Raw genomic sequence first — 22670 nt, 5'->3', positions numbered from 1 at the left:
CCCGGGGACCGACGTGGTCTCCGGGCGGCGCCGCGCCACGACGAACCACGGGATCCGACCTCTGCGATGACGAACACCGGCGCTACACGGACCGCACGTTGTTCGGTGCGGCCTCGATGAGGACGGTCGCTCGTCGGCTCACCGACGCACTCCCCGTGCGTGGCTGGCTACTCCTCGGGTTGCTCTACGTCCTCGCGGTGGGGCTCGCGCTCATCACGAACCCGCAGTACGGTCCCGATTCCCGGATCTACCTGGCCTGGACGTACTGGTACCTGGGCCACCCGCAGGCCGAGGCCGCACAGCTCTCCTACAACTACCTGTGGGACAACACCGGCCTGAAGGACTGCTGGTCCTGCTGGCCCGACGACTACCACGAGAAGTTCTTCACCGGGCAGTACGCGGCCGTCGTCGGGCCACGCGTGCTGCTCCCCTTCCTGTCCGCGCCGTTCGTCGCGCTGATGGGGCCGATGGGCATGCTCGTGGTGCCGATCGTCGGGTACGCCCTGGCCGTCGTGGCCACCGTCCTGCTCGCCTCGCGTCTCTGGGGTCAGCGCTGGGCGCTGGTGGCCGGTGCGGTGCTGCTGCTGCCGGTCTACGTCTCCCGGTGGAGCGTCGTCGCGCACACCGAGGGCCCCGCGTTCGCGCTCCTCGCGGTGCCGCTCCTGCTGCTCCCGCTGGCTCGGCGCGTCGGCCGGAAGCATTTGATCGCCTACGTGGCGCTCGTCGGCCTCGGCATGCTCAACCGGCAGTTCGCGATCGCGTTGCCGGTCGCGGTCGGGTTCGCGTGGCTGCTGGTGTTCCTTCGCGACCGCAGGTTCTTCAACGTCTGGTTCCCGTTCGCGTTCTGGGGCAATCTGGTCGGATTCGGCATCCTGCTGGCGCAGATGCTGATCACCCCGATGATCTTCGGCGGCGAGGAACTCTCGCTCATCGGGCAGTTCAACGACCTGTCCACGCAGTACTTCCAGTCCTCCGGGCTCGCCGCGATCCCCGAGGTCACCTGGAACGTCATCACGTCCGACCTGCTGCGCGTCCGCTACGACCTGCCGCTGATGGCGCTGCTGGTGCTGGTGACGGTCGCGGTCGTCTGGCGGTCGCGCAGCGAGCTGTCGGCGATGGCCGCGGGCGCGTTCCTGTCGGTCAGCGCGATCAACATCGTCGAGTTCTGGCCGGCCGCGTTCCGCTACCACGCGCCGATCGTCCCGCTGCTGGTGCTGGCCGCGGTCGCGCTGCTGGCCGACCTGTGGGGCCCGCTGCGACAGCGTCCGTCCCGCTCCACCGAGGCCGTGCCCCGGCCACCGGCTTACCGGGTGACGACACCACCGGAGAAAAAGCCCGCTCGACGCTGGAAGCCGACGGTGAACGGGCTGCGCTGGATCGGCGAGCTCCCGGTGCACGCCTGGCTGGTGATCAGCGCGCTCACCGTGGTGACGTTCTGGGAGCTGCAGGACCGCACCTGGCACTACGGCCCGAGCAGCATCTACCACCTGGCCTGGACCTACCGCATCCTCGGCTACTCACCGGCCGACGCCACCGCGCAGACCTACGACGACCTGCACAACATGCCGTTCTTCGGCTCCGGGTGCGGTGGCCCGTGCTGGGAGTACGGCGACTACTGGATCTACCAGCACGCCACCTCCGGCGACCCGAACCTGGTCTACCCGCTGCTCTCGGCGCCGTTAGTGCACTTCTACGGCTTCTCCGGCCTGCTCGTGGTGCCGGTGATCGCGATGCTCGTCGCCATCGTGATGCTGACGCTCTTCGCGACCCGCCGCTGGGGACCGGCGGCGGGCACGCTGACCGCGGTCGGGTTCCTGCTCACCGACCGGATCGCGAGCGCAGGCCTGGCCGGCACCGGCGACATGCTGGCGATCGCGCTGGGCATCGGGATGCTGTTCACGCTCCCGCTGGACGAACGGCGCACCAAGAGAGCCGTGGCGACGTTCGGCGTGCTGCTGGTGCTCGCACTGGCCAGCCGGTCGACGTCGATCACGCTGGTCGGGGCGATCGGGGTCGGCTGGCTCTGCCACAGCCTCGTCACCCGGTCGGTCCGCAACCGGTGGACGCCGTTCGCCGGTGTCGCCGGGCTGGCCGCGGTGGGTGTCGTGTCGCTCGGTCAGGTCAGCGCGATCGTCGACGCCCGCTACCTGGGCCGGGCGCGCGAGGTCATCTCCGAGGGCACCGGCGGGGTCGCGGGCTCGATCGCCGACCGGCTGCACGAGATGACCTCGATCGACGGCACGTACATCGCCGCGGACGCGCTGCTCTGCGCCGTCCTGATGATCGCGGTCATCGCCGCGCCGCTGCGGTCCCTGCGTGATCCGCTGGCCGCGCTCGCGCTCGGCGGCGGCATCGTCAGCGTGCTGCTCGGCCTGCTGGTCGGGGTGCCGTCCGGGGCGCGGCAGTTCAGCACCGTCTACCCGCTGTTCCTGCTGACGACGGTCGGCCTGCTGGTGTCGCTGTCGCGGCGGTTGCGGCCCGAGGTGCCGGAGGAGAGCTCGCCCGACCCGGCCGAGGACCGGGCGATCGAGAGCCCGGTGCCGGTCGCCGCCGGGGTGACCGCCGGCCCGGCCGGTCCCTTCCCCGGGGCGGCCGAGTCCGACCTGAACGCGCCCCGGCTGCCCGCCGACGACCTCACCCCCGACGATCCGCGGTCCGGCCTCGAGGCGCCCGCGCGACCCGGTGCGCCGGCGTGATCACCCGATGTGGTGCATCAGGCGACGGGCGAACCGGGCGGCGAGCCGCCGAGGTACGTAGGCTTCACCCATGAGCGCGCGACGAATCATGGGCACCGAGGTGGAGTACGGCATCTCGGTCCCGGGCCAGCCCGGCGCCAACCCGATGGTCACCTCGTCCCAGATCGTGAACGCGTACGGGGCCCGCAACGACCCGTCGCGCCAGGGCCGGGCGAGATGGGACTACGAAGAGGAATCGCCGCTGCGCGACGCCCGTGGGTTCAACTACGGCGGCGCGCTCTACGACCCGGCCGAGGCGCTGGCCGACGAGGACCTGGGGCTGGCCAACGTCATCCTCACCAACGGCGCCCGGCTCTACGTCGACCACGCCCACCCGGAGTACTCGACGCCCGAGGTCACCAACCCGCGGGACATCGTGTTGTTCGACAAGGCCGGCGAGCGGGTGATGGCCGAGGCGTCGCGGCGGGCCGCGACCGTGCCGGGCGCGCCCCCGATCAACCTGTACAAGAACAACACCGACAACAAGGGCGCCTCGTACGGCGCCCACGAGAACTACCTCATGCGCCGGCGGACGCCGTTCAGCGAGATCGTCACGCACCTGACGCCGTTCTTCGTCACCCGCCAGGTCATCTGCGGCGCCGGTCGGGTGGGCATCGGCCAGGACGGCTCGGGCAGCGGCTTCCAGATCAGCCAGCGCTCCGACTTCTTCGAGGTCGAGGTCGGCCTGGAGACGACGCTCAAGCGGCCGATCATCAACACCCGCGACGAGCCGCACGCCGACGCCGAGAAGTACCGCCGCCTGCACGTCATCATCGGCGACGCGAACATGTCGGAGATCGCGACCTACCTCAAGGTCGGCACCACGGCCCTGGTGCTCTCGATGATCGAGGACAAGGCGCTGCCCAGCGATCTCGCGCTCGCCGAGCCGGTCAGCGACCTGCGTGCGGTCTCGCACGACGCGGCGCTGCAGCACAAGGTCAGCCTGCGCGACGGCCGCAAGATGACCGCGCTGGACATCCAGGAGATCTACTGCGAGCGGGCGCGCAACTACGTCACCGACCGTCTCGGCGACGACGTCGACCCGGACACCGCCGACGTCCTCGACCGGTGGGAGTCGCTGCTGCAGCGCCTGCGCCAGGATCCGATGCTCTGCGCCACCGAGCTCGACTGGGTCGCCAAGCTGCGCCTGCTGGAGGGCTACCGCGACCGCGACGGGCTCGGCTGGGACTCGCCCCGCCTGCAACTGGTCGACCTGCAGTACCACGACGTGCGCCCGGAGAAGGGCCTGTACCACCGCCTGGTGGCCCGGGGCGCGATGAAGCGGCTGCTCGACGACGACGAGGTCACCCGGGCGATGCTCAAGCCGCCCACCGACACCCGCGCGTACTTCCGCGGTCGGTGCCTGGAGAAGTACGGTTCCGCGGTCGTGGCGGCGAGCTGGGACTCGCTGATCTTCGACGTCGGGCGGGAGTCGCTGGTGCGGGTGCCGATGCTCGAGCCCGAGCGGGGCACGCTCAGCCACGTCGGTAACCTGCTCGATCGGTGCGACAGCGCCACTGAGCTGTTGGACGCGCTCACCGGCCCTGGTCGTTAAGTGAAACAGTCGGGGCGTTAACTCGGGGCCAATCGGCCTTCCGGGGAGGTACCGTCGAGATGCGAACCGAGGGGAGACGCCATGAGCACCAGGGACAGCGGCGGTCAGTCGCAGAGCAGTCGGGCCCGGCAGGACGTCGACGAGGTCGAGGCCGTCGAGGCGAATCCTGAGGTAGCCGAGCGGGTCGAGGAGATCACCGCCGACGTCGACGACATGCTCGACGAGATCGACTCGGTACTCGAGGAGAACGCGGAGGAGTTCGTCCGCGGATACGTGCAGAAGGGCGGCGAGTAGCCCCCTCACGGAGGCCGCCCGGCAGCGATGGCTGCCGGGCGGCCTTCGTGCACCTGACGGTAGGGTTGCGAAGAGATTCACGCGGACGTACGAGAGAGGATCCAGGTGGCAACGGGCCGTTTCTCGAACTTGTTCACCGCCCCGGGGGGATCGTCGTTCACCGATTTCCTCGGCCAGGCGGCCCCCGAGCTGCTCCCCGGACGGCGTCCGTTGCCGCCGGGTGACCACGGGGCCATCGCGCCCCACGGGACGACGATCGTGGCCGCCACCTACTCCGGTGGCGTGGTGATGGGCGGCGACCGCCGCGCCACCCAGGGCAACATGATCGCCCAGCGTGACATCGAGAAGGTCTTCCCGACCGACTCGTACTCGGTGGCCGGCATCGCCGGTACCGCGGGTATCGCGATCGAGATGATCCGGCTCTACCAGGTCGAGCTCGAGCACTACGAGAAGATCGAGGGCACGCCGCTCACGCTCGACGGCAAGGCCAACCGGCTCTCGGCGATGATCCGCGGCAACCTGGGCGCCGCGCTGCAGGGCCTGGCCGTGATCCCGCTCTTCGCCGGGTTCGACCTCGACGCCGTGGAACCGGCGAAGGCCGGCCGCATCTTCGGATTCGACGTCACCGGCGGCTGCTGGGAGGAGCAGGGCTACTCCTCGGTGGGCTCCGGCTCGGTGTTCGCCAAGTCGTCGCTGAAGAAGCTCTGGAAGCCGTCGCTCGACGAGGCCGGTGCGGTACGCATCCTGGTCGAGTCGCTCTACGACGCCGCCGACGACGACTCGGCGACCGGTGGTCCCGACCTGATCCGCAAGCTGTACCCGATCCTCGCGGTCGTCGACGCCGAGGGTGTTCGCCGGCTGACCGACGACGAGGTGGGCGCGGTCGTCGCCGAGGTGATCGCCGACCGTACCGCCAATCCCGGCGTCTAAGCGAAGGGGCATCCAGCAAACATGGCAATGCAGTTCTATGCCTCTCCCGAGCAGCTCATGCGCGACCGCTCGGAGTTCGCGCGCAAGGGCATCGCCCGCGGCCGCAGCGTCGTCGTGCTCAGCTACGCCGGCGGCGTGCTGTTCGTCGCCGAGAACCCGTCGAAGGCGCTGCACAAGGTCAGCGAGATCTACGACCGCATCGGTTACGCGGCGGTCGGCAAGTACAACGAGTTCGAGGCCCTGCGCCAGGTCGGCGTGCGCTACGCCGACCTGCGTGGCTACTCCTACGACCGGCGTGACGTCACCGCGCGCGGGCTGGTGAACGCGTTCGCGCAGCAGCTGGGCGCGATCTTCGGTGAGCAGTCCAAGCCGTTCGAGGTCGAGGTCTGCGTCGCGCAGGTCGGGGCGTCGGCGGCCGCGGACGAGCTCTACCGGCTCACCTACGACGGCTCGGTCACCGACGAGCCCGGCTTCATCGCGATGGGCGGCCAGTCCGAGGCGATCGCGTCGCAGCTGCGCGAGAAGCAGTCGCGGGAGGCCGACCTGCGCGGGGCGCTGAAGGTCGCGGTCGATGCGCTCGCGTCGATCGGCGGGGAGAACGGCAACCCGCGCACGTTGTCCGCGGCGCAGCTCGAGGTGGCGGTCCTCGACCGTGCCCGCCCCGGCCGGGCGTTCCGTCGTCTGGTGGGTGCGGCCCTGGAGGGCCTACTCGTCACCGAGGATTCCACCGAGGAGTCCTCGGAGGAATCCACCGAGACCTCCGAGTCGGACGAGTCGCAGGACTCCTGACCACAGGGTCTCGGGCCGTCAGCGTTTCCCGGGCCTACCGGGACCGCTGAAGGCCCGAGAACCCGTCGTCGGACCGAGAACCTGTCACGGGGTGGCAGGATCCCGCGCGACACTGGGGTGTGCGCGCTGACCGACTGCTGTCCCTGCTGCTCCTGGTGCAGACCCGGGGGCGGATGACGGCGCAGGAGCTCGCGGACGAGCTCGAGGTGTCGGTGCGCACGGTGTACCGGGACGTGGAGGCGCTCTCCGCGGCCGGGGTACCCCTCTACGCCGACCGAGGCCCGGCCGGCGGCTACCAGCTGGTCGACGGGTACCGCACGAAGCTGACCGGCCTGACGATCGACCAGGCCGAGTCGCTCTTCCTCGTCGGCATGCCCGGCCCGGCCGCCGCGCTCGGCCTCGGCACCGAGCTGGCCGCCACCGAGCTCAAGTTGCTCGCGGCGCTCCCGGCCGAGTTGCGCACCCGGGCCGGGCGCATGCGTGAACGGTTCCACCTGGACGCACCGGGCTGGTTCCGCGAGGCCGAGCCGGTTCCGCACCTTGCTGCGGTCGCCGACGCGGTCTGGAACCAGCGCCGCATCCGCGCCCGGTACCGGCGCTGGCGGGCCCCTCGCGAGGTCGAGCGTCTCTGGGACCCGCTCGGCGTCGTCCTCAAGGCCGGGGTCTGGTATTTCGTGGCCCGCCGGTCCGAGGACGGCGAGGTGCGTGCGTACAAGGTCTCGCACCTGCTCGGCGTCGACCTGGAGCCGGAGCAGTTCGAACGCCCGCCGGGCTTCGTGCTCGCCGAGTACTGGGATGAGTGGACCCGCCGTTTCGAGCGGAGCCTGATCCGCGGTGAGGCCCGGGTGCGGATCTCCCCCCAGGGGCTCGACCGGCTGCAACACCTGCTCGGCGGCCCGGCGATGGTGCAGGCCGCGCACGAGAACGCCGAGCCGGCCGACGCCGACGGCTGGATCCGCACCCGGATCCCGGTCGAGCACGTCCGCAAGGCCCACGGCGATTTCCTCGCGGTCGGCGCGGACGTCGAGGTGCTCGGCCCGCCGGAGCTGCGCGCGATGATCGCCGACACGGTGGCGGCGCTCGGTTCGCTGTATCCGGAAGGCGCGCCCGCGCGCTCGCAGCGGATCTAGTACGGTGCGTACCGCCCGGATGAAACGGACATTACGGGCGGACGGGGGTTGCGGTGCGTACGAGGCGGCGAACCCTGAGGGCGCTGAGCACAGTCTTGACCGGCGCGGTCGTCGCGGGCGGGCTCACGATCACGGCGGCGGGCCACCCGGCCCGCGCGAACGGCCGGGCCACGCTGCGTGAGCTGGGACGCCCGGTCACCCGGTGCGTCGTGGCCGACCGGCGGCTCGGTCAGATCAGCGGACTGGTCGAGCGGCCCGGCGGCTTCATGGTCGTCAACGACACCGGCCCGGTGGTCTGGCGGCTCGACGCCGGGTGCCGCCCGATCCGTCGTGCGGTGCTGCGGGCTCCCGCGGCCCACGACCCGAACGCGACGCCGCGCACCGGCAAGCGGTTCGACACCGAGGACATCGCTCTGGACCACCAGAACAACCTGTGGATCGCCGACATCGGCGGTAACACCACGTACCGCACCGTGGTCTCCCTGTTCCGCTGGCGGATGGGCACGGCGTCGACCGCGGTGACCCGGTTCGACCTGCGCTACCCCGACGGAGCCCACGACGCCGAGGCGCTGCTCCTGGCCCGCGGCGGCCAGGTGCTGATCGCGACGAAGAGCAGCGAACCGGCCGGTCTCTACGTCGCCGACGGCCCCCTGAAGCCGACCGGCTCGCTGCGCCTGGCCGGCCGGGTCGACCTGCGCCGGGCGTGCCCGGACTGCCGGGCCCGGAGCCGTCTGATCACCGGGGGAGCGGTGTCGAAGGACGGCACCCGGGCCGTGCTGCGCACCTACGACCGGGCGTTCGAGTGGTACGCGCCGCGCGGCGATCTCGCGCGGGTGGTGACGACGCAGGTTCCGCGCCACATCAACCTGCCGGAGAGCCGCCAGGGCGAGGCGATCGCCTACACCGCGGACGCCCGCACGCTGCTCACCGCGACGGAGCGAATCCCCGCCCCGATCGCCGCGGTGCCGATCCGCGGCTGAGCGACGTCCGCCGGCCGCCGACCGCGGTGCGCGGGCCGGCGGCGTGAACGGTGCGCCGGCCGGCCCCGGGCCGGCCGGCGCGGGCGGTCAGAAGAAGCCCTCGTCGTCGCCGCCGTCGTCGTCGAAGACCTCCTCGAAGACCTCGCCGGCGACCATGCCGCCGACAAACCCGGCGGCGGCGCCCCCGGCGATCGCGCCCATGCCCGGGCCGCTGCGGTGACGGCGGTGCCCGTGGTGGCCGTGGCTGCCGTAACCCCCGTGCCCCCCGTACCCGCCGTGGCCCCCGTGCCCGCCGAACGCGGCCGCTCCGTGGCCGCCGAAGCCGCCGGCGTTCGCGAGCAGCTGCTGGAGCCACCCGTCGAGGTAGCCGGCCCAGTCGGTGGCCTCGGCCGTCGCGTAGTCGATACGCAGGTGGTGGAACGTGTCGGCGCCGCCGCTGAACAGTCCGCCGCGCTTGTCGACCTCGAGGACGACGTCGACCGCGTGCGGGTCGGCCACGAACGTGACCTCGAGCTCGTTCAGGCGCCCGGAGTACTGCGGGGCCGGGAAGAACTCGATCTCCTGGTAGAACGGCAGCTGCTGGGGCACGCCGCGCAGCTGGCCGTACTCCACGTCCGCGCTGCGGAACGAGAACCCGAGCCGGGCGACCGCGTCCAGGAACAGCTCCTGGGCCGGCAGCGGGTGGATGCGTACGGCGTCGAGGTCGCCGGCGTCGATCGCCTTCGCGACCGCCACCTCGGTCTTGAGCCCCACCGCCATGCCGCGCAGCGGCTGGCCGAACACCGCGGTGACCGGCGCCTCCCACGGCACCGGGAACTGGAACGGAATCGTCTGGTCGGTGTTCTCACGCAGCTCGAACCGGCTGTTGAGCGGTAGCCGCGCGAACTCGACGCCGCCGGCCTGCTCGTGGTCGCCACCCTCGAACTCGACGCGGGTGACGAGGCCCAGCTCGATGCGCTCGATGGTGACGGTGCGGTCGCCACCGCGCAGCCGCACCTCACCCCGCAAGAGCTCGCCGGGCCGGCAGTCGCTGCGCTCCAGCACGGTGTCGACGGACGGTCCGCCGGCGCCGAAGGCGTGCATCAACTTCCTGAAGACCACAACATCTCCTCGGACACGAAGTCAGCAATGGGGGAAGCCGGGTGGATTCCTCCCTTGTGCCCGGTCAACGCGCGCTGTGAGCAGTCGGTTCCCCGACAGTCGGCGTGTGGCGGGACAAAATCTCCGTGATGTCGCTGTCACTGTGTGTGCTAATCGACTCACCAAGGGTGAGGAAGGGGTCGATGCCAGGTGCGCACCACGCTCAGGGTTCTCTGCCTGCTGCTGCTCGTGGTGGTCGCCGCGGTGGCCGCCTGCCACGGCCGGACCGGGGAGCCCGACCGCGCGACCGTGCAGAAGAAGCTCGACCAGGCGGGCCTGCTCGACGACAACCGGCCGAACCAGCTGCGGATCGGGGTGTACGACTGGCAGCCGCTGCTCGGGTTCCTGGACGGGAAGGGCAATCACGCCGGCTTCGACGTCGATGTCGCGAAGTACGTCGCGGCCAACCTCGGCTACGAGGGCAAGGTCCGGTGGGTGCCGCTGGTCAACGTCGCCGATCGGATCGAGGCGCTCCAGCAGGACCGGGTCGACCTGGTGTTCGCGAGCCTGTCGATCACCGACGCGCGCAAGAACGAGGTGCTGCTCGCCGGGCCGTACCTGGTCGTCGACCAGGCCGTGATGGTGCGTACCGAGCTGGCCGGACGGATCCGCACGGTGCAGGACCTCGAGAACCCGAAGTACCGCATGTGCACCAGTGCCGGAACCACGTCGGAGCGGCTGTTGACGCAACGCGGGATCCCGTTCCGCTCCGAAGGCAGCGACATGCTCTGCTTCCAGAAAATGCGGAACGGCGAGTACGACGCCATCAGCACGGACCGGTCGGTGCTGCTCGGCCTGTACGAGGAGCACCGCACCCAGTACTCGATCATCGACGTCGAACTGCAGATCGAGGGCGGTGGCACGGCGGTCGAGCGGATCGGCGTCGGGGTGCAGAAGTCGAACACCGCGCTGCGGGAACTCGTCGACTACTACCTGGACAAGAGCTACCGGGCCGACCGCAAGGGTGAGGTGACGGCGTGGGACCAGGCCTACCGCCGGTACCTGTCCGGGCTCGGCCCGCTCACCCAGCCGAAACCCGACGACCCGCCGGACCTCATCGACAGCGACGCCAAGTACCCGGCCGAATGACGCGGCACCGCCGCTCGTCGAGCCTCCCCGCGGCCCGCAGCCGGCTCACGCGCCCGCCCAGGCCGGCCCGTCCGGCCGCGCCCGCCGTGCCAACGGCACAAGCCGAACCCGCCGCGCCTGCCGTGCCCGCCGCCGTGCCCGCCGCCGTGCCCGCCGCGACCGCCGTCGGGCCCGGCGCGGCGCGGCGGGGTGCCGAGGCGGTCGAGCCGCCTGCGCGTTCCGGGTCGCAGTCGTTCTGGAGCCTCGCGGTGGCTTTTCCGGCGGCGCTCTCGCTGCTGCGGCTCTGGATCGAGGCCGGTGGCCAGTTCCAGACGACGCTGCTGCTGGTGCAGAACGTCAACCCGGTGAACCTGTTCGCGACGACGTTCCTGGTCAGCATGCGCCTGGTCACCGGCGTCCTGGTGCTCGCGTTCGCGCTCGGCGGCGTGCTGAGCCGCGCCCCGGGCTTCGAGCAGCGGTGGCTCGCGCGCTGGACGAGCCGCACACCACCGTGGCTGCTGGCCGCGGTGTTCGGGCTGGCGCTGGCCACTTGGCAGATCCTGTACCTGCCGCTGCTGATCCCCGCGTTCGTGCTCGTCGCGCAAGCCACCCGGGAGTGGCGCGCGGCCCGGCCACGTCACCGCCTCGCGGTGCTCGGGGTGGTGCTCGCCGCGTACGCCGCCGTCATCTGGCCGACGCTCGTCGACGCCCACGCCCAGCGGGCCCACCTGGCGCTCGCGATGTTCGCGGTGCCACCGGCGCTCGCGCTCGGCGTCGGCGGGCGGGTGCCGCGGTGGTTCGCGCTGCCGCTGGCCGTCGTCGGGCCGGTCGCGGTGCTGGCGTTCTCGGTCGCCGCCGCGGCCACCTCGATGACGATGCCGGTGCTGCCGCTGACCGTCACCACGCTGACCGGCCCGGACGGGGAGTCGACGAGCATCCGCGGGTACGTGGTGGCCTCCGACGACGAGCTGACCGCGATCCTGTCGGAGAGCGGCGGCGTGCGGTACGTGCACAACGACGCCGTCGCGACCAGGGTGCTGTGTCCGGCGACCCCCGACGTGCCGGTCTACCGGCTGCGTGTGCACGACCTGCACATCGAGGACTCGCTGCTGGAGGCCTGGGGCCGGCGCGTCCGACCGGCGCCGCTCGTCGACGCCACCTGCCGGATCCGCACCTCACCCCGCAGCGCCGGCGCGTCCTGACGCGCCAGCCCGCCCCGGACGCGACAGCCCGCCCTGGCGCGCCGGGGCGCCCGACCCGTCGGCGCCGGCGGTTCAGAGCGTGGGGCGGTGGCGGCCGTGGTTCGTCGCGGCCTCGAACGCGGCCGCCACCCGGAGGGTGAACAGGTCGGAGCGGGGGCGGGTGACGATCTGGAGACCGACCGGGAGGCCGGTCGGGGTGAACCCGGCCGGGACCGAGATCGCCGGGGCGCCGAGCACGGTGACGTGATAGGCCGAGCGCATCCAGTCGAGGTAGGAGTGCTGCTCGGCCTCGCCGACGGTGCGGGGGTACTCCCAGTCGGCCGGGAACGGCGGGACCTGGCTCACCGGCGCGATCAGGACGTCGTAGGTGTCCCAGAACGCGGCGGCGGCGGTGTAGAGGCGGCCCCAGGCGGTGCGGGCCCGGCCGACGTCGCCGCGGCTGAGCGTGCGGCCCTGGGAGATGTTCCAGGCCAGCGCGGGCTTGAACTGCTCCGGCTGCTCGTCGAAGGTCGCGCCGTACGCGACCTCGAACGCGTTCGCGCGCAGCGTCCGGAACACGAGTTCGGCCTCGGTGAGGTCCGGGGTGGCCGCGTCGACGTGCGCGCCGAGCGCGGTGAAGACGCCGGGCGCGCCGGACAGGACCGCGCGCACGTCCGGGTCGAGCGGCAGCCCGCCGAGGTCGGGGCTCCAGGCGACGCGGACCCCGCCCAGGTCGGCGGCGAGCGGTGCGCGGAACGTCGCGCCGGGGTCGTCGAGCGCGATCGGGGAGCGGGGGTCGGGGCCGGCGACCACCGACAGCAGGAGCGCGACGTCGGCGACCGTGCGGGCCATCGGCCCCGACGTGCCGAGCGTGTCCCACGGGTCGTCGGTGGGGACCGTCGGAACCCGGCCGGGGGTGGGCCGGAACCCGACGACGTTGCAGAACGACGCCGGGTTGCGCAGCGAGCCACCCATGTCGCTGCCGTCGGCGATCGGCAGGAGCCGCGCGGCGAGGGCGGCCGCCGCGCCGCCGCTGCTCCCGCCGGCCGAGCGGGTCGGGTCGTACGGGTTGCGGGTGACGCCGAACAGCGTGTTGAACGTGTGCGAGCCGGCGGCGAACTCCGGCACGTTCGTCTTGCCGACGCGGATCGCGCCGGCGTCCGCGATGCGCTGGACGATGAGCGTGTTCGCGGCCGGGACGTGGTCGGCGAAGAGCGGGGAGCCGTAGGTGGTGCGCATCCCGGCGGTGTCGTGGGTGTCCTTGAACGCGATCGGCAGCCCGTGCAGCGGGCCCGGTTCGGCGCCACCGGCCAGCGCCTCGTCGGCGGCCGCGGCGGCGTCCAGCGCTCCCTCGGCGTCGAGCGTGACGATCGCGTTGATCGTCGGGTTCACCTGCTCGATCCGCGCGAGGTGCGCGGCCACGACCTCCCGGGCGGAGACGTCCCGCCGGCGCAGCCGGTCAGCCAGTTCGGTCGCGTCCAGGGCCCAGAGCTCGTCCATGCCCCGAGCTTCGCCCCCGTCGCGTCCCGTGTCACGGGATCACTCTGCCGCCAAGCCGCCCCACCCTCCGGCAGAACCTGCCAACCGACGAAGCCGCGGCCCGCAATGCTCGCCGAAGAGCGCGGCCTGGGTCAGGCCGACGCGGCGGGCTTCTTGGCCGATTGGATCTCCGCGTACACGTGGGTGCGCAGTTCGGTGAAGCGGGGGTCGGAGCGGGTGGTCAGCTGGTCGCGCTCGGCGGGCAGGTCGACGGTGAGCGTCTCCTGGACGACGGTCGGCGAGCCGGAGAGCACGACGACCCGTTCCCCGAGGTAGACGGCCTCGTCGATGTCGTGGGTGACGAACAGGATCGTCACGCCGAACGTCCGCCAGATCGACCGGATCAGGTCCTCGAGCTCGGCCCGGGTCTGGGCGTCCACGGCCGCGAACGGCTCGTCCATCAGCAGCACCGACGGCTGGTAGGCGACGGCACGCGCGATCGCGACCCGCTGCTGCATGCCGCCGGAGAGCTCCCACGGGTAGGCGTCGCCGCGCTCGGCCAGCCCGACCGCGGTCAGCGCCTCGTCGACCAGCCGGGCCCGCTCGTCGCGGGCGACCTTCTTCTCTTTCAGCGGCAGCTCGACGTTGCGCCGCACGGTGAGCCAGGGGAACAGGCTGCGCCCGTACTCCTGGAACACGACGGCGAGGTCCGGCGGGGGAGCGGTGACCGGCCGGCCCCCGAGCGTCACCGACCCGCCGCTCGGGCTCAGCAGCCCGGCCGCGCACTTGAGCAGCGTCGTTTTGCCGCAGCCCGACGGGCCGACCAGGCACACCAGCTCGCCGTCGCGCAGCGACACCGACACGTCCCGGATCGCCTCGACCGGCCCGTACGACTTCCGCAGCCCGGAGATCTCCAGCAGGCTCACGACGTGCCCTTTCCCGAGCGGCGAAGACCGAAGTACCACCGCAGCACGACGCGCTCGCCCAGGCCGAACAGCCCCGCGAGCACGACGCCCAGCAGGCCGAGCAGGACGATGCCGGTCCACATCTCCGGGATCGCGTAGCCGCGCTGGAACTGCACGATCGTGAAGCCGAGCCCGCTGGACGCGGCGAACATCTCGCTGATCACCATCAGGATGATCGCGATCGCCAGGGCCTGGCGCAGACCGGTCATGATCTGCGGGCTCGCGCCGCGCAGCACGAGCGTCCGCAGCCGGGTCCAGCCCGAGATCCGGTAGGCCCGACACACCTCGTCGAGCACCGGGTCGACCGCGCGGACGCCCTCGATCGTGTTGAGCAGCACCGGCCAGACGCAGCCGAACACGATGACCGTCACCTTCATCGTGTTGTCGATGCCCGCGAACAGCATGACGACGGGGACGAGGACCGGCGGCGGGACCGCCCGGAGGAACTCCAGCACCGGCTCGGTGTAGGCGCGGAGCGCGGGGGAGAGCCCGATCGCGACCCCGGCGGCGACGCCGACGACCCCGGCCAGCGCGAACCCGGCCAGCAGCCGGGCGACGCTGGGCAGCACGTCCGCGCGCAGGGTCGCCGGGGTCCAGGTCGGACCGACCGCGCGCAGCACCGCGTCCGGCGTCGGCAGGTAGAAGTTCGTCCCGCCGGCGGAGGCGGCCCACCAGACGCCGATCAGGACCAGCGGGAGCAGGAACCAGCGCAGGATCCTCATACCGGCACCTCCCGCCGCACTGACGCGTGCCATCGCAGCAACCTCCGCTCACCGGCCCGCACGCCGACGTTGACCAGCACCCCGAGCACGCCGGTGGTGAGCACCAGCGCGTACACCAGCGCCGGCTCGGTGCCCGACCGCGCGACCGCGATCGCCAGCCCGAGTCCGGGCGCGCCGATGACCAGCTCCGCGGTGACCGCGAGGATCAGTGCCACCGCCGCACCCAGCCGGACCCCGGTGAGCACGTAGGGCAGCGCGGACGGCCAGACGACGTGACGGATCCGCCCCCACCGGCTGAACCGGAACGAGCGGGCGGTCTCGTCCGCGACCGGGTCGATGTCGGCGACCCCGGCGAGGACCTGCACGTAGATCTGCCAGAACGCCGCGTACACGACGAGCAGCAGGGACGATCCGAGCCCGGTGCCGTAGACCAGCACGGCGAGCGGGATCAGCGCGACCGACGGGATCGGCCGGAGGAACTCCACCGTCGACGTCGTGAACGCGCGGACCCGCGGCACCAGCGCGAGTGCGAACCCGAGCGTGATCGCGGCGACGGCCGCGAGCGCCAGCCCGAGCAGCCAGGCGTAGACCGTCTGGCCGATCGCCGTCCAGTACGCGCCGGTCCCGGCCTCGCGGGCCAGCACCCGCAGGACGCTCGAGACCGGCGGGAGATCGGCCTCGCGGACGAGCCCGATGCGGGGAACGAGTTCCCAGACCGCGAGAGCGATCAGCACCCCGGCCGCGCCCCGGAGCGGGCCGGTGGTGCGTCGGGGTGCCCCGGCGGCCGCGACGGGCGCGACCACCGGAGCGGGCGGGAACTCAGTCCGCATAGAGGGCGTTCAGGTCCGGCGCCTTGGTGAGCACCTTGTCGCCGGTCGCGAGCCGGCCGAGCGTGGCCACCGAGTCCTTGTTGATCTCGGCCGGCCACTTCGGCAGCGTCAGCTTCGGGGCCAGGTCGGCGGTGATCTTCGTGTACGACGACAGGATCTGGCGCACCTCGTCGGGGTGCGCGTCGGCGTACGCGTTCGACTCCTTGAGCGCCTCGGTGAACCGGTCGACCAGGTCGCGGTCGGACTTCAGCAGCTTCTCGTTGACGAAGTACCCGGCGACGCTCAGGTTCGGCGCCGCGTCGACGTACATCGAGGTCAGCACCCGGCCGCCGGCCGCGACCACCTGGGAGAGCTGCGGCTCGACGATGCACGCGCCGTCCACGCGGTTGGCCGCGACGGCCGCCGGCATGTCGGGGAACGGCAGTTCGACCAGGTCGAGGCCGGTCGTGTCGCCACCGGCCTTGCGGACGGACTCCTTCACCGTGCTGTCGCAGATGTTCTTCAGCGTGTTGACCGCGACGCGCTTGCCGACCAGGTCCTTCGCGCTCTTCGCCGGGCTGCCCTTGGGCACGACGATCGCGCCGAAGTCCTTGCCCTGCTCGCCGGTGCTCGAGACGCCGTTCGCGATGACCTTGAGCGGCAGGCCCTTCTCCCGGGCCAGGAGTAACGAGGTGAAGTTCGAGAAGCCGACCTGGAACTCGCCCGACATGACGCTCGGCACGATCGCGGCGCCGCCGGCGGCGGTCTTGAGCGTCAGGTCGATCTTGCGCTCGGCGAAGAAGCCCTTCTGCTTGCCCAGGTAGATGGGGGCGACGTCGACGATCGGGATGACTCCGACGGTCAGCTGGGCGTTGCCGCCCTCGGTCTTGACGTCGGAGCCGGACCCGCCGCAGCCGACGACGGCGAAGGCCACGGTGGCGGCGACGATGCTCGCCAATGCACGGCGCATGGAAGCTCCAAGGGGGGTGTGAGCAAGAGAGCGCGCAGTGTGAACAGTTGAACGGATCAAGGCTATTGACGTGAGCTGAGTCACGTCAACCGAACTAATTTGTCGGCCTCATTGTTGACATTCGCCACCGCGTATCGGTGCTACCTGCGCCAAACGGTCGTCGACGCGCGACAAGCGGCGCGAAGTTGTGAACAATCTCAGAAACGCAAACCGCCGCCCCGGCCGAGGCCGGGACGGCGGTGGAACCGCGCCCGCTACTTCTTCTTCGAGCCCTTCGCGCACTCGGCGGACTCCATGCTGTCGAGCAGCAAGCCGGCGCCGATGCCGAACATCCAGACGTCCTTGGCGATCGGCGTGCCGGCCTGCGTCGGGCGGATGCTGCCCTCCTCGCGCAGCCCGGGCGTCGCGAGATAGAGCCCGAGCAGCCCGCCGGAGAACGCGACCAGCCCGGCGCCGGCGACCGCGGCCGGGATGAACGGCACCAGCAGCGCGGCGCCGAGCGCGATCTCCGCCGTCGACAGGTATTTCGCGAACTGCTTCGGCTCGATCCCGGCCAGGAACGGATACGTCCCGGCCGCCATGCCGTGCATCCCCGCCGCGGCCTCCTCGTCGGCGTGACGCTTGGAGAGGCCCGAGTTGAGAATGTAGGCACCGGCCGCCAGACGCGGCGGCAGATGGCTCAGCTTGCCGAAGAACCGCATGGAGTGCTCCCGAAGGGATTAGTAACCTATGTCCGAATCCTAGCCTTCCCGGATCCGGACCTGGTTACTTCCCCCGGCGCTGCTGATCGAGCGTCTCCAGCAGGCGCAACCAGCCTTCGCTGACCGTCGGGTAGCTCGGCACCGCGTGCCAGAGGTCGCTGACCGGCACGGCGCCGACGATCGCGACCGTCGCGGAGTGCACGAGTTCGGCGATCGCGCTGCCGACGAACGTCGCGCCGACCAGCGTGTCGGTGGCGCGGTCGAGCACCAGCTTGGCCCGGCCGACGTAGTGGTCACGCAGCACGTAGGTACCGGCCAGCGCGGCGAGGTCGAACTCCACGCATTCGACGTCGACCCCGGCCTCGCGGGCCTGGGCCTCGGTGAGCCCGGCCGAGCCGACCTCGGGGTCGGTGAACGTCACCTGGGGCACGACCGGCCGGACCGCGTAGCGGTAGCCGTCGAGCGGCTCGCCGGCCGCGCGCGCGGCGATGACCTCGCCGGCGATGCGGGCCTGGTACTTGCCCATGTGGGTGAGCAGCGCGCGGCCGTTGAGATCGCCGACGACGTGCAGCCAGCCCCGGCCGGGCACCGTGAGGTGGTCGTCGACGGAGACGTACCCGTGTGCCTCCAGGCCCACCGTGTCCAGCCCCAGGTCGTCGCTGTTCGGGGTGCGCCCGGCCGCGACGAGGATCTCGTCGGCGGCCACGGTCGAGCCGTCGTCGAGCGTCACCGTGACCTCGCCGCCGTGGATCAGCCCCTCGCCGGCGTCGTTCACGTCCGGCCGCGACACCGCGGCGACGCGCGTGCCGGTGCGCACGGTGACGCCGGCCTCGGTGAGCGCGGCGCCGACGAGGTCACCGGCGAACGGCTCGTTCTTGCCGAGCAGGCGCGGGCCGCCCTCGACGATCGTGAGCTCCTCGACGCCGAGGCCGCGCAGCCAGGTGGCGGCCTCGCAGGCCACCACGCCGCCGCCGACGATCACGACGCGGCGCGGGATCTCGTGCACGTTCGTGGCGTCGCGGGAGACCCAGGGACGGGCCTCGCGCAGCCCGTCGATCGGCGGCACGTTCGCGCGGGTGCCGGTGGCCAGCACGACCGCGTGCCGGGCGGTGAGGCGCCTGCCGTCGACGTCCACGGTCTTCTCGCCGGCCAGGCGGCCGTGCCCGCGGATCACGTCGATGCCGACGCCGGTGGCCCAGTTCACCTGGGAGGTGTCGTCGTGGTGGTTGACGATCGTGTCGCGCCGGGCGAGGACCGCGGCCACGTCGACCGTCGCGCCGGTGACGCCCTGCACGTCGGCGGCGTCGTTGACGAGCTCGATCGGCCGGAGCAGGCCCTTGGAGGGCATGCACGCCCAGAAGGAGCACTCGCCGCCGACGAGTTCCTTCTCGACGAGGACGGCGTCGAGGCCGGAGTGCTGGGTGGCGTACTGGGCGGCGACCTCACCGGGCGGGCCGCCGCCGATCACGATGACGTCCCACTCGGTCTTGTCCGGGTTCAAGGATGCGCTCACGGGGCCAGTGTGCCCCGCGAACCCGGCGGTCACCCGGCACACCCCCCGCAATCGGAGGGTTGGCGCGCAACCCGCTACGGCGCGTCGGGACGACTCGGCGCGCGGAGCCGCGCGCCGGTCGCGGAGGCGACCGGCGCGCGCCCGGCAGGCGTGACGACTTACTTGGCGTTGAGCAGGTGTTCGATCGCGAGCTGGTCGAGCTTGATGGCGCCGGAGCCCTTCGCCGCGGCGGCGGCCACGTCGAAGTCCTCGAAGGCGCTGCGGTCGGCGAGCAGGTCGGTGATCGACTCGCCCTCGTTGAGCGTCGGCTGGGCCAGGCCGGTGACGCCGTGCGCCTCCAGGGCGGCCTGCACCTCGGGGTCGGCGCGGAACGACTGCGCGCGCTCCTTGAGCAGCAGGTACGTGCGCATGTTGGCCGCGGCCGAGTTCCAGACGCCCTCGGCGTCCTCGTTGCGGAACGGCTTGTAGTCGAAGTGACGGGGGCCGTCGTAGACCGGGCCGCCGCCGAGCGGGCCGTGCTCGAGCAGGTCGACCAGGAAGAACGCGTTGATCAGGTCGCCGTGGCCGAACACCAGGTCCTGGTCGAACTTCGGGCCGTGCTGACCGTTGAGGTCGATGTGGAAGAGCTTGCCCTGCCAGAGGGCCTGGCTGATCGCGTCGACGAAGTTCAGGTTCGACATCTGCTCGTGGCCGACCTCGGGGTTGAGCCCGACGCGGTCGGCGTGCTGCAGCTGCGAGATGAAGCCGAGGGCGTGGCCGACGGTGGGCAGCAGGATGTCGCCCCGGGGCTCGTTCGGCTTCGGCTCGATCGCGAACTTGAGGTCGTAGTTCTTGTCGAGGGAGTACTGGACCAGCGTGTCGATGGCCTCGGCGTACCGGGAGAGCGCGGCGTGGACGTCCTTGGCGGCGTTGGTCTCCGAGCCCTCGCGGCCACCCCAGCAGACGAACGTGGTGGCGCCGAGCTCGGCGGCCAGGTCGATCTGGCGGATCGTCTTGCGCAGCGCGTACCGGCGGACACCGCGGTCGTTGCTGGTGAACGCGCCGTCCTTGAAGACGGGGTGGGTGAAGAGGTTGGTGGTGGCCATCGGGACCTTCAGGCCGGTCTCTTCGAGCGCCTTCTTGAAGCGGGCGATGTGGTTGGCCCTGGCGTCCTCGTCGGCCTCGAACGGGATCAGGTCGTTGTCGTGGAACGTGACGCCGTAGGCGCCGAGCTCGGCCAGCTTGTGGACCGATTCCACCGGGTCGATCGGGGCGCGGGTCGCGTCGCCGAAGGGGTCGCGGGCTTCCCAGCCGATGGTCCAGAGACCGAATGTGAACTTGTCGGCGGGGGTCGGCTGCGCTGCCATGGCGGTTACCTCCGGTGCGGTGCTGATGATTAGTTCAGGGGGTTAACATATCCCCCTACGGCGAAAAACGGGAGAGGTGCGGGTGGTGCAACCTCCGTTCATCCACCATGGTGACGCTCCGGCGCGCACCGGATCGGTGCGGGCCCACAATCTCGGGCTCGTGTTGCGTGCGGTCGCCTACGCCGGCGTCCCGATCTCCCGGGCCTCGGTCGCCGGTCGCACCGGGTTGACCCGCGCGAGCGTGTCGGCGCTGGTCGAGACGTTGATCGACGGTCGCCTCGTGCGTGAGACCGGTACGCCGACCCGAGCCGGGGTGGGGCGTCCCGCCACCGGCCTCGTGCTCGACGCCGCCGGGCCGGCCGGGCTCGGTATCGAGCTGAACGTCGAGCACGTCGCGATCTGCGTCACCGACCTGACCGGCGCGGTGCGGGTGCGGCGGACCGCCGCGCTCTCGGACCCCGGCGTCCCGCGCGCGGACCTGCTGGCCACGATGGCCCGCGAGGTCGTCGCCGAGGCCGAGTCGCTGGCGCTGACGCTGTCGGGGGCGGCGCTCGCGGTGCCCGGCCTGGTCGACCCGTCGTCCGGCGAACTGGTCGTGACGCCGAACCTGGACGCGGCCGGCGTGCGCTCGTCGCTGGTCGCGGCGCTCGGCGGGGGGCCGATCCTGGTCGAGAACGAGGCGACGCTCGCCGCCCGGGCCGAGCAGCGCGCGCTCGGATCCGCGGCACCGCGCTCGTTCCTGCAGGTTTCGGGGGAGGTGGGGATCGGGGCCGGGCTCGTGCTCGACGGCCAGGTCTACCGCGGCCGCCACGGGTGGAGCGGCGAGCTCGGGCACGTCACGGTGTGGCCGGGAGGTCGCGCGTGCGGGTGCGGGAGCGACGGGTGCCTGGAGCAGTACGCGGGCGTGCGGGCGATCGCGCGGGCCTTAGAGCCGCGGGGGGCGGCGGAGCCGGCGTCGTTCGCGGCGCGGGCCGCCGCCGGGGAACCGGCGATGCTCGCCGCGCTGGCGGAGGCCGGGGAGGCGCTCGGGATCGCGCTGGCCGGTGCGCTGAACCTGCTCGACCTCGACGCGGTCGTGCTCGGCGGCGCGCACGCCGAGCTCGCGCCCTGGCTGGTCGAGCCGATCGAAGCGCAGTTGTCCCGGCGGCTCGTGGGGGCCGCGGTGTCCCGGCCGGCCGTGCGCGCGTCGGTGCTGGGGGCCGACGCGGCGGCGCTCGGGGCCGCCTGGTCGGTGCTCGACCGGGTGCTCGACGACCCGGCGGGCTGGCTAGCGCCGTGAGATCAGCACCTCCAAGCCGTCGAGGTAGCGGGCCAGCCCGAACTCGAACAGCGACTCGAGGGTGAGCACGTCCTCCGGGATCGTGCTCACCAGGGCCATCATCGGGAACCGGCCGGTGGCCATCACCTCCAGGTAGTAGCTGTCGTTGCCCTGCATCCACTCGTCGGCGCTCAGGCCGGTGTCCTGGATGGCGCGCTGCTCGTCGGCGAACACCATCGCCATGCCCCGCACGTGGTTGAACAGGCTCACCGCGCCGTTGAGGTACTCGGCCGGTTCCAGCCCGGCCTCGTGCAGCGTCGCCATCGCGTACTCGGTGTGCACCATTCCGCGCGGCACCAGCTGCGGACGGGAGAACGACAGCGCGCCCGCCATCCACGGGTGCTGTTTGTAGGCGGCCCACTGGATGCGGGCGATCGAGTCCAGGCGGGCACGCCAGCCCACCGGCTGCGGCTCGGGGATCAGCTCGACGGTGCCGAACACCGCGTCGAGCATGAGCGTGATCAGGTCCTCTTTGCTCGGGACGTACCGGTAGAGCGCCATCGTGGCCACGCCGAGCTCGGCCGCGACCCGGCGCATGGACAGCTCGGTCATGCCGTCGGCGTCGGCGATCCGGACCGCGGCGTCGACGATCCGCTCCCGGCTGAGCGAGCCCTCGCGGGGGCGCCGCGCTGCCGCGGCCGAGAGGCCCGGTGGGGGGAGCTCGCCGGCGGACGCCGACCGGACCACGGTGCCGACGCCGGGCGGGGGGAGCTCGCCGGCGGGCACCGACCGCACCACGGTGCCGACGCCGGGCACCGCCTCGACCAGCCCCTCCTGACGCAGCGCGGTGAGCACCTTGGTGGCGGTGGCCATCGCGACGCCCCACTGGCGCGTGATCTGGCGTGTGGACGGCAGGCGGTCGCCGGGGGCGAGATCGCCGGAGGTGATCCGTTCGCGAAGTTCCGCGGTGATGCGTGCCGAGGGGGTCATCGTACTAGTGCACCACCCTCGGTGCATTTGCTCAAGCGGTGGTGCCGCAGGTCGTCGGCCATGTCGTCGTACTAGTGCAGTTCTAAGGCCTTTGAACTGGCCTTTTACTGCTTGC

At 71.9% G+C, this 22670-nt stretch carries 20 protein-coding genes; 10 read left to right on the top strand and 10 right to left on the bottom strand.

The features are described from left to right. Positions 1–116 precede the first annotated feature (116 nt). From CRYAR_RS27305 to CRYAR_RS27275, 7 genes are all read left to right on the top strand, one after another. Positions 117–2696 carry a hypothetical protein gene (locus tag CRYAR_RS27305; protein WP_157018097.1) on the top strand — a complete coding sequence of 860 codons (2580 nt, stop codon included), beginning with the start codon at positions 117–119 and terminating at the stop codon, positions 2694–2696. A 70-nt stretch (positions 2697–2766) separates the two neighbouring features. Further along, on the top strand, positions 2767–4290 hold the full coding sequence (gene dop / locus CRYAR_RS27300) for a depupylase/deamidase Dop (RefSeq protein WP_035856242.1): 1524 nt from the start codon (positions 2767–2769) through the stop codon (positions 4288–4290). 81 nt (positions 4291–4371) lie between these two features. After that, positions 4372–4584, top strand: coding sequence for a ubiquitin-like protein Pup (locus tag CRYAR_RS27295; RefSeq protein WP_035856241.1), 213 nt, complete (start codon positions 4372–4374; stop codon positions 4582–4584). A 105-nt stretch (positions 4585–4689) separates the two neighbouring features. Next, a complete protein-coding gene (gene prcB / locus CRYAR_RS27290) occupies positions 4690–5514 on the top strand; it encodes a proteasome subunit beta (protein WP_211247661.1) in 825 nt (274 codons plus the stop codon). 21 nt (positions 5515–5535) lie between these two features. Then, on the top strand, positions 5536–6303 hold the full coding sequence (gene prcA / locus CRYAR_RS27285; protein ID WP_035856239.1) for a proteasome subunit alpha: 768 nt from the start codon (positions 5536–5538) through the stop codon (positions 6301–6303). A 119-nt stretch (positions 6304–6422) separates the two neighbouring features. Beyond that, complete coding sequence (locus CRYAR_RS27280; protein WP_051571014.1) at positions 6423–7433, top strand: helix-turn-helix transcriptional regulator; 1011 nt, start codon at positions 6423–6425, stop codon at positions 7431–7433. Between the two features lie 95 nt (positions 7434–7528). Next, the gene (locus CRYAR_RS27275; protein WP_051571013.1) at positions 7529–8413 is read left to right on the top strand and encodes an SdiA-regulated/phytase-like domain-containing protein; all 885 of its coding nucleotides are present in this window, start codon (positions 7529–7531) and stop codon (positions 8411–8413) included. Positions 8414–8500: 87 nt separating this feature from the next. On the opposite strand, the gene CRYAR_RS27270 is transcribed toward CRYAR_RS27275, so the two are convergent. Then, on the bottom strand, positions 8501–9514 hold the full coding sequence (locus CRYAR_RS27270) for a sporulation protein (protein ID WP_035856238.1): 1014 nt from the start codon (positions 9512–9514) through the stop codon (positions 8501–8503). 189 nt (positions 9515–9703) lie between these two features. On the opposite strand from CRYAR_RS27270, the gene CRYAR_RS27265 reads away from it, so the two are divergent. Together CRYAR_RS27265 and CRYAR_RS27260 are read left to right on the top strand one after the other, a co-directional pair. Then, a complete protein-coding gene (locus CRYAR_RS27265; protein ID WP_051571012.1) occupies positions 9704–10642 on the top strand; it encodes a transporter substrate-binding domain-containing protein in 939 nt (312 codons plus the stop codon). A 122-nt stretch (positions 10643–10764) separates the two neighbouring features. Further along, entirely contained in the window at positions 10765–11823 is a 1059-nt protein-coding gene (locus CRYAR_RS27260) for a hypothetical protein (protein ID WP_035856237.1), read from the top strand. Positions 11824–11895: 72 nt separating this feature from the next. Here CRYAR_RS27260 and CRYAR_RS27255 read toward each other — a convergent pair whose 3' ends face one another. From CRYAR_RS27255 to xylA, 8 genes are all read right to left on the bottom strand, one after another. Then, a complete protein-coding gene (locus CRYAR_RS27255) occupies positions 11896–13302 on the bottom strand; it encodes an amidase (protein ID WP_035856235.1) in 1407 nt (468 codons plus the stop codon). A gap of 131 nt (positions 13303–13433) precedes the next feature. Then, positions 13434–14201, bottom strand: coding sequence for an ATP-binding cassette domain-containing protein (locus CRYAR_RS27250; protein WP_035866672.1), 768 nt, complete (start codon positions 14199–14201; stop codon positions 13434–13436). A gap of 2 nt (positions 14202–14203) precedes the next feature. Then, positions 14204–14968, bottom strand: a complete 765-nt coding sequence (locus CRYAR_RS27245) for an ABC transporter permease (RefSeq protein WP_051571011.1) — start codon at positions 14966–14968, stop codon at positions 14204–14206. Beyond that, the gene (locus CRYAR_RS27240) at positions 14965–15798 is read right to left on the bottom strand and encodes an ABC transporter permease (protein ID WP_035856231.1); all 834 of its coding nucleotides are present in this window, start codon (positions 15796–15798) and stop codon (positions 14965–14967) included. The genes CRYAR_RS27245 and CRYAR_RS27240 overlap by 4 nt, the downstream gene beginning before the upstream one ends. Continuing rightward, positions 15788–16747, bottom strand: coding sequence for an ABC transporter substrate-binding protein (locus CRYAR_RS27235; protein WP_035856230.1), 960 nt, complete (start codon positions 16745–16747; stop codon positions 15788–15790). Before CRYAR_RS27235 ends, CRYAR_RS27240 begins: the two co-directional genes overlap by 11 nt. A 254-nt stretch (positions 16748–17001) precedes the next feature. Then, positions 17002–17448: a hypothetical protein gene (locus CRYAR_RS27230; RefSeq protein ID WP_035856228.1), complete on the bottom strand. Its 447-nt coding sequence runs from the start codon at positions 17446–17448 to the stop codon at positions 17002–17004. 64 nt (positions 17449–17512) lie between these two features. After that, positions 17513–18961, bottom strand: a complete 1449-nt coding sequence (locus CRYAR_RS27225) for a dihydrolipoyl dehydrogenase family protein (protein WP_211247659.1) — start codon at positions 18959–18961, stop codon at positions 17513–17515. 158 nt (positions 18962–19119) lie between these two features. Next, complete coding sequence (gene xylA, locus CRYAR_RS27220; protein WP_035856226.1) at positions 19120–20307, bottom strand: xylose isomerase; 1188 nt, start codon at positions 20305–20307, stop codon at positions 19120–19122. Positions 20308–20392: 85 nt separating this feature from the next. On the opposite strand from xylA, the gene CRYAR_RS27215 reads away from it, so the two are divergent. Beyond that, the gene (locus CRYAR_RS27215) at positions 20393–21586 is read left to right on the top strand and encodes an ROK family protein (protein ID WP_211247658.1); all 1194 of its coding nucleotides are present in this window, start codon (positions 20393–20395) and stop codon (positions 21584–21586) included. Here the strand turns inward: CRYAR_RS27215 and CRYAR_RS27210 are convergent. After that, positions 21575–22555 (bottom strand): TetR/AcrR family transcriptional regulator C-terminal domain-containing protein, encoded by a 981-nt coding sequence (locus CRYAR_RS27210; RefSeq protein ID WP_035856225.1) that lies wholly within the window; start codon positions 22553–22555, stop codon positions 21575–21577. The genes CRYAR_RS27215 and CRYAR_RS27210 overlap by 12 nt on opposite strands. Positions 22556–22670: the final 115 nt, after the last annotated feature.

Origin of the sequence: Cryptosporangium arvum DSM 44712 (assembly GCF_000585375.1) — a bacterium.
Lineage (GTDB): Bacteria > Actinomycetota > Actinomycetes > Mycobacteriales > Cryptosporangiaceae > Cryptosporangium > Cryptosporangium arvum.
This window is presented reverse-complemented; position numbering and strand designations above follow the sequence as displayed.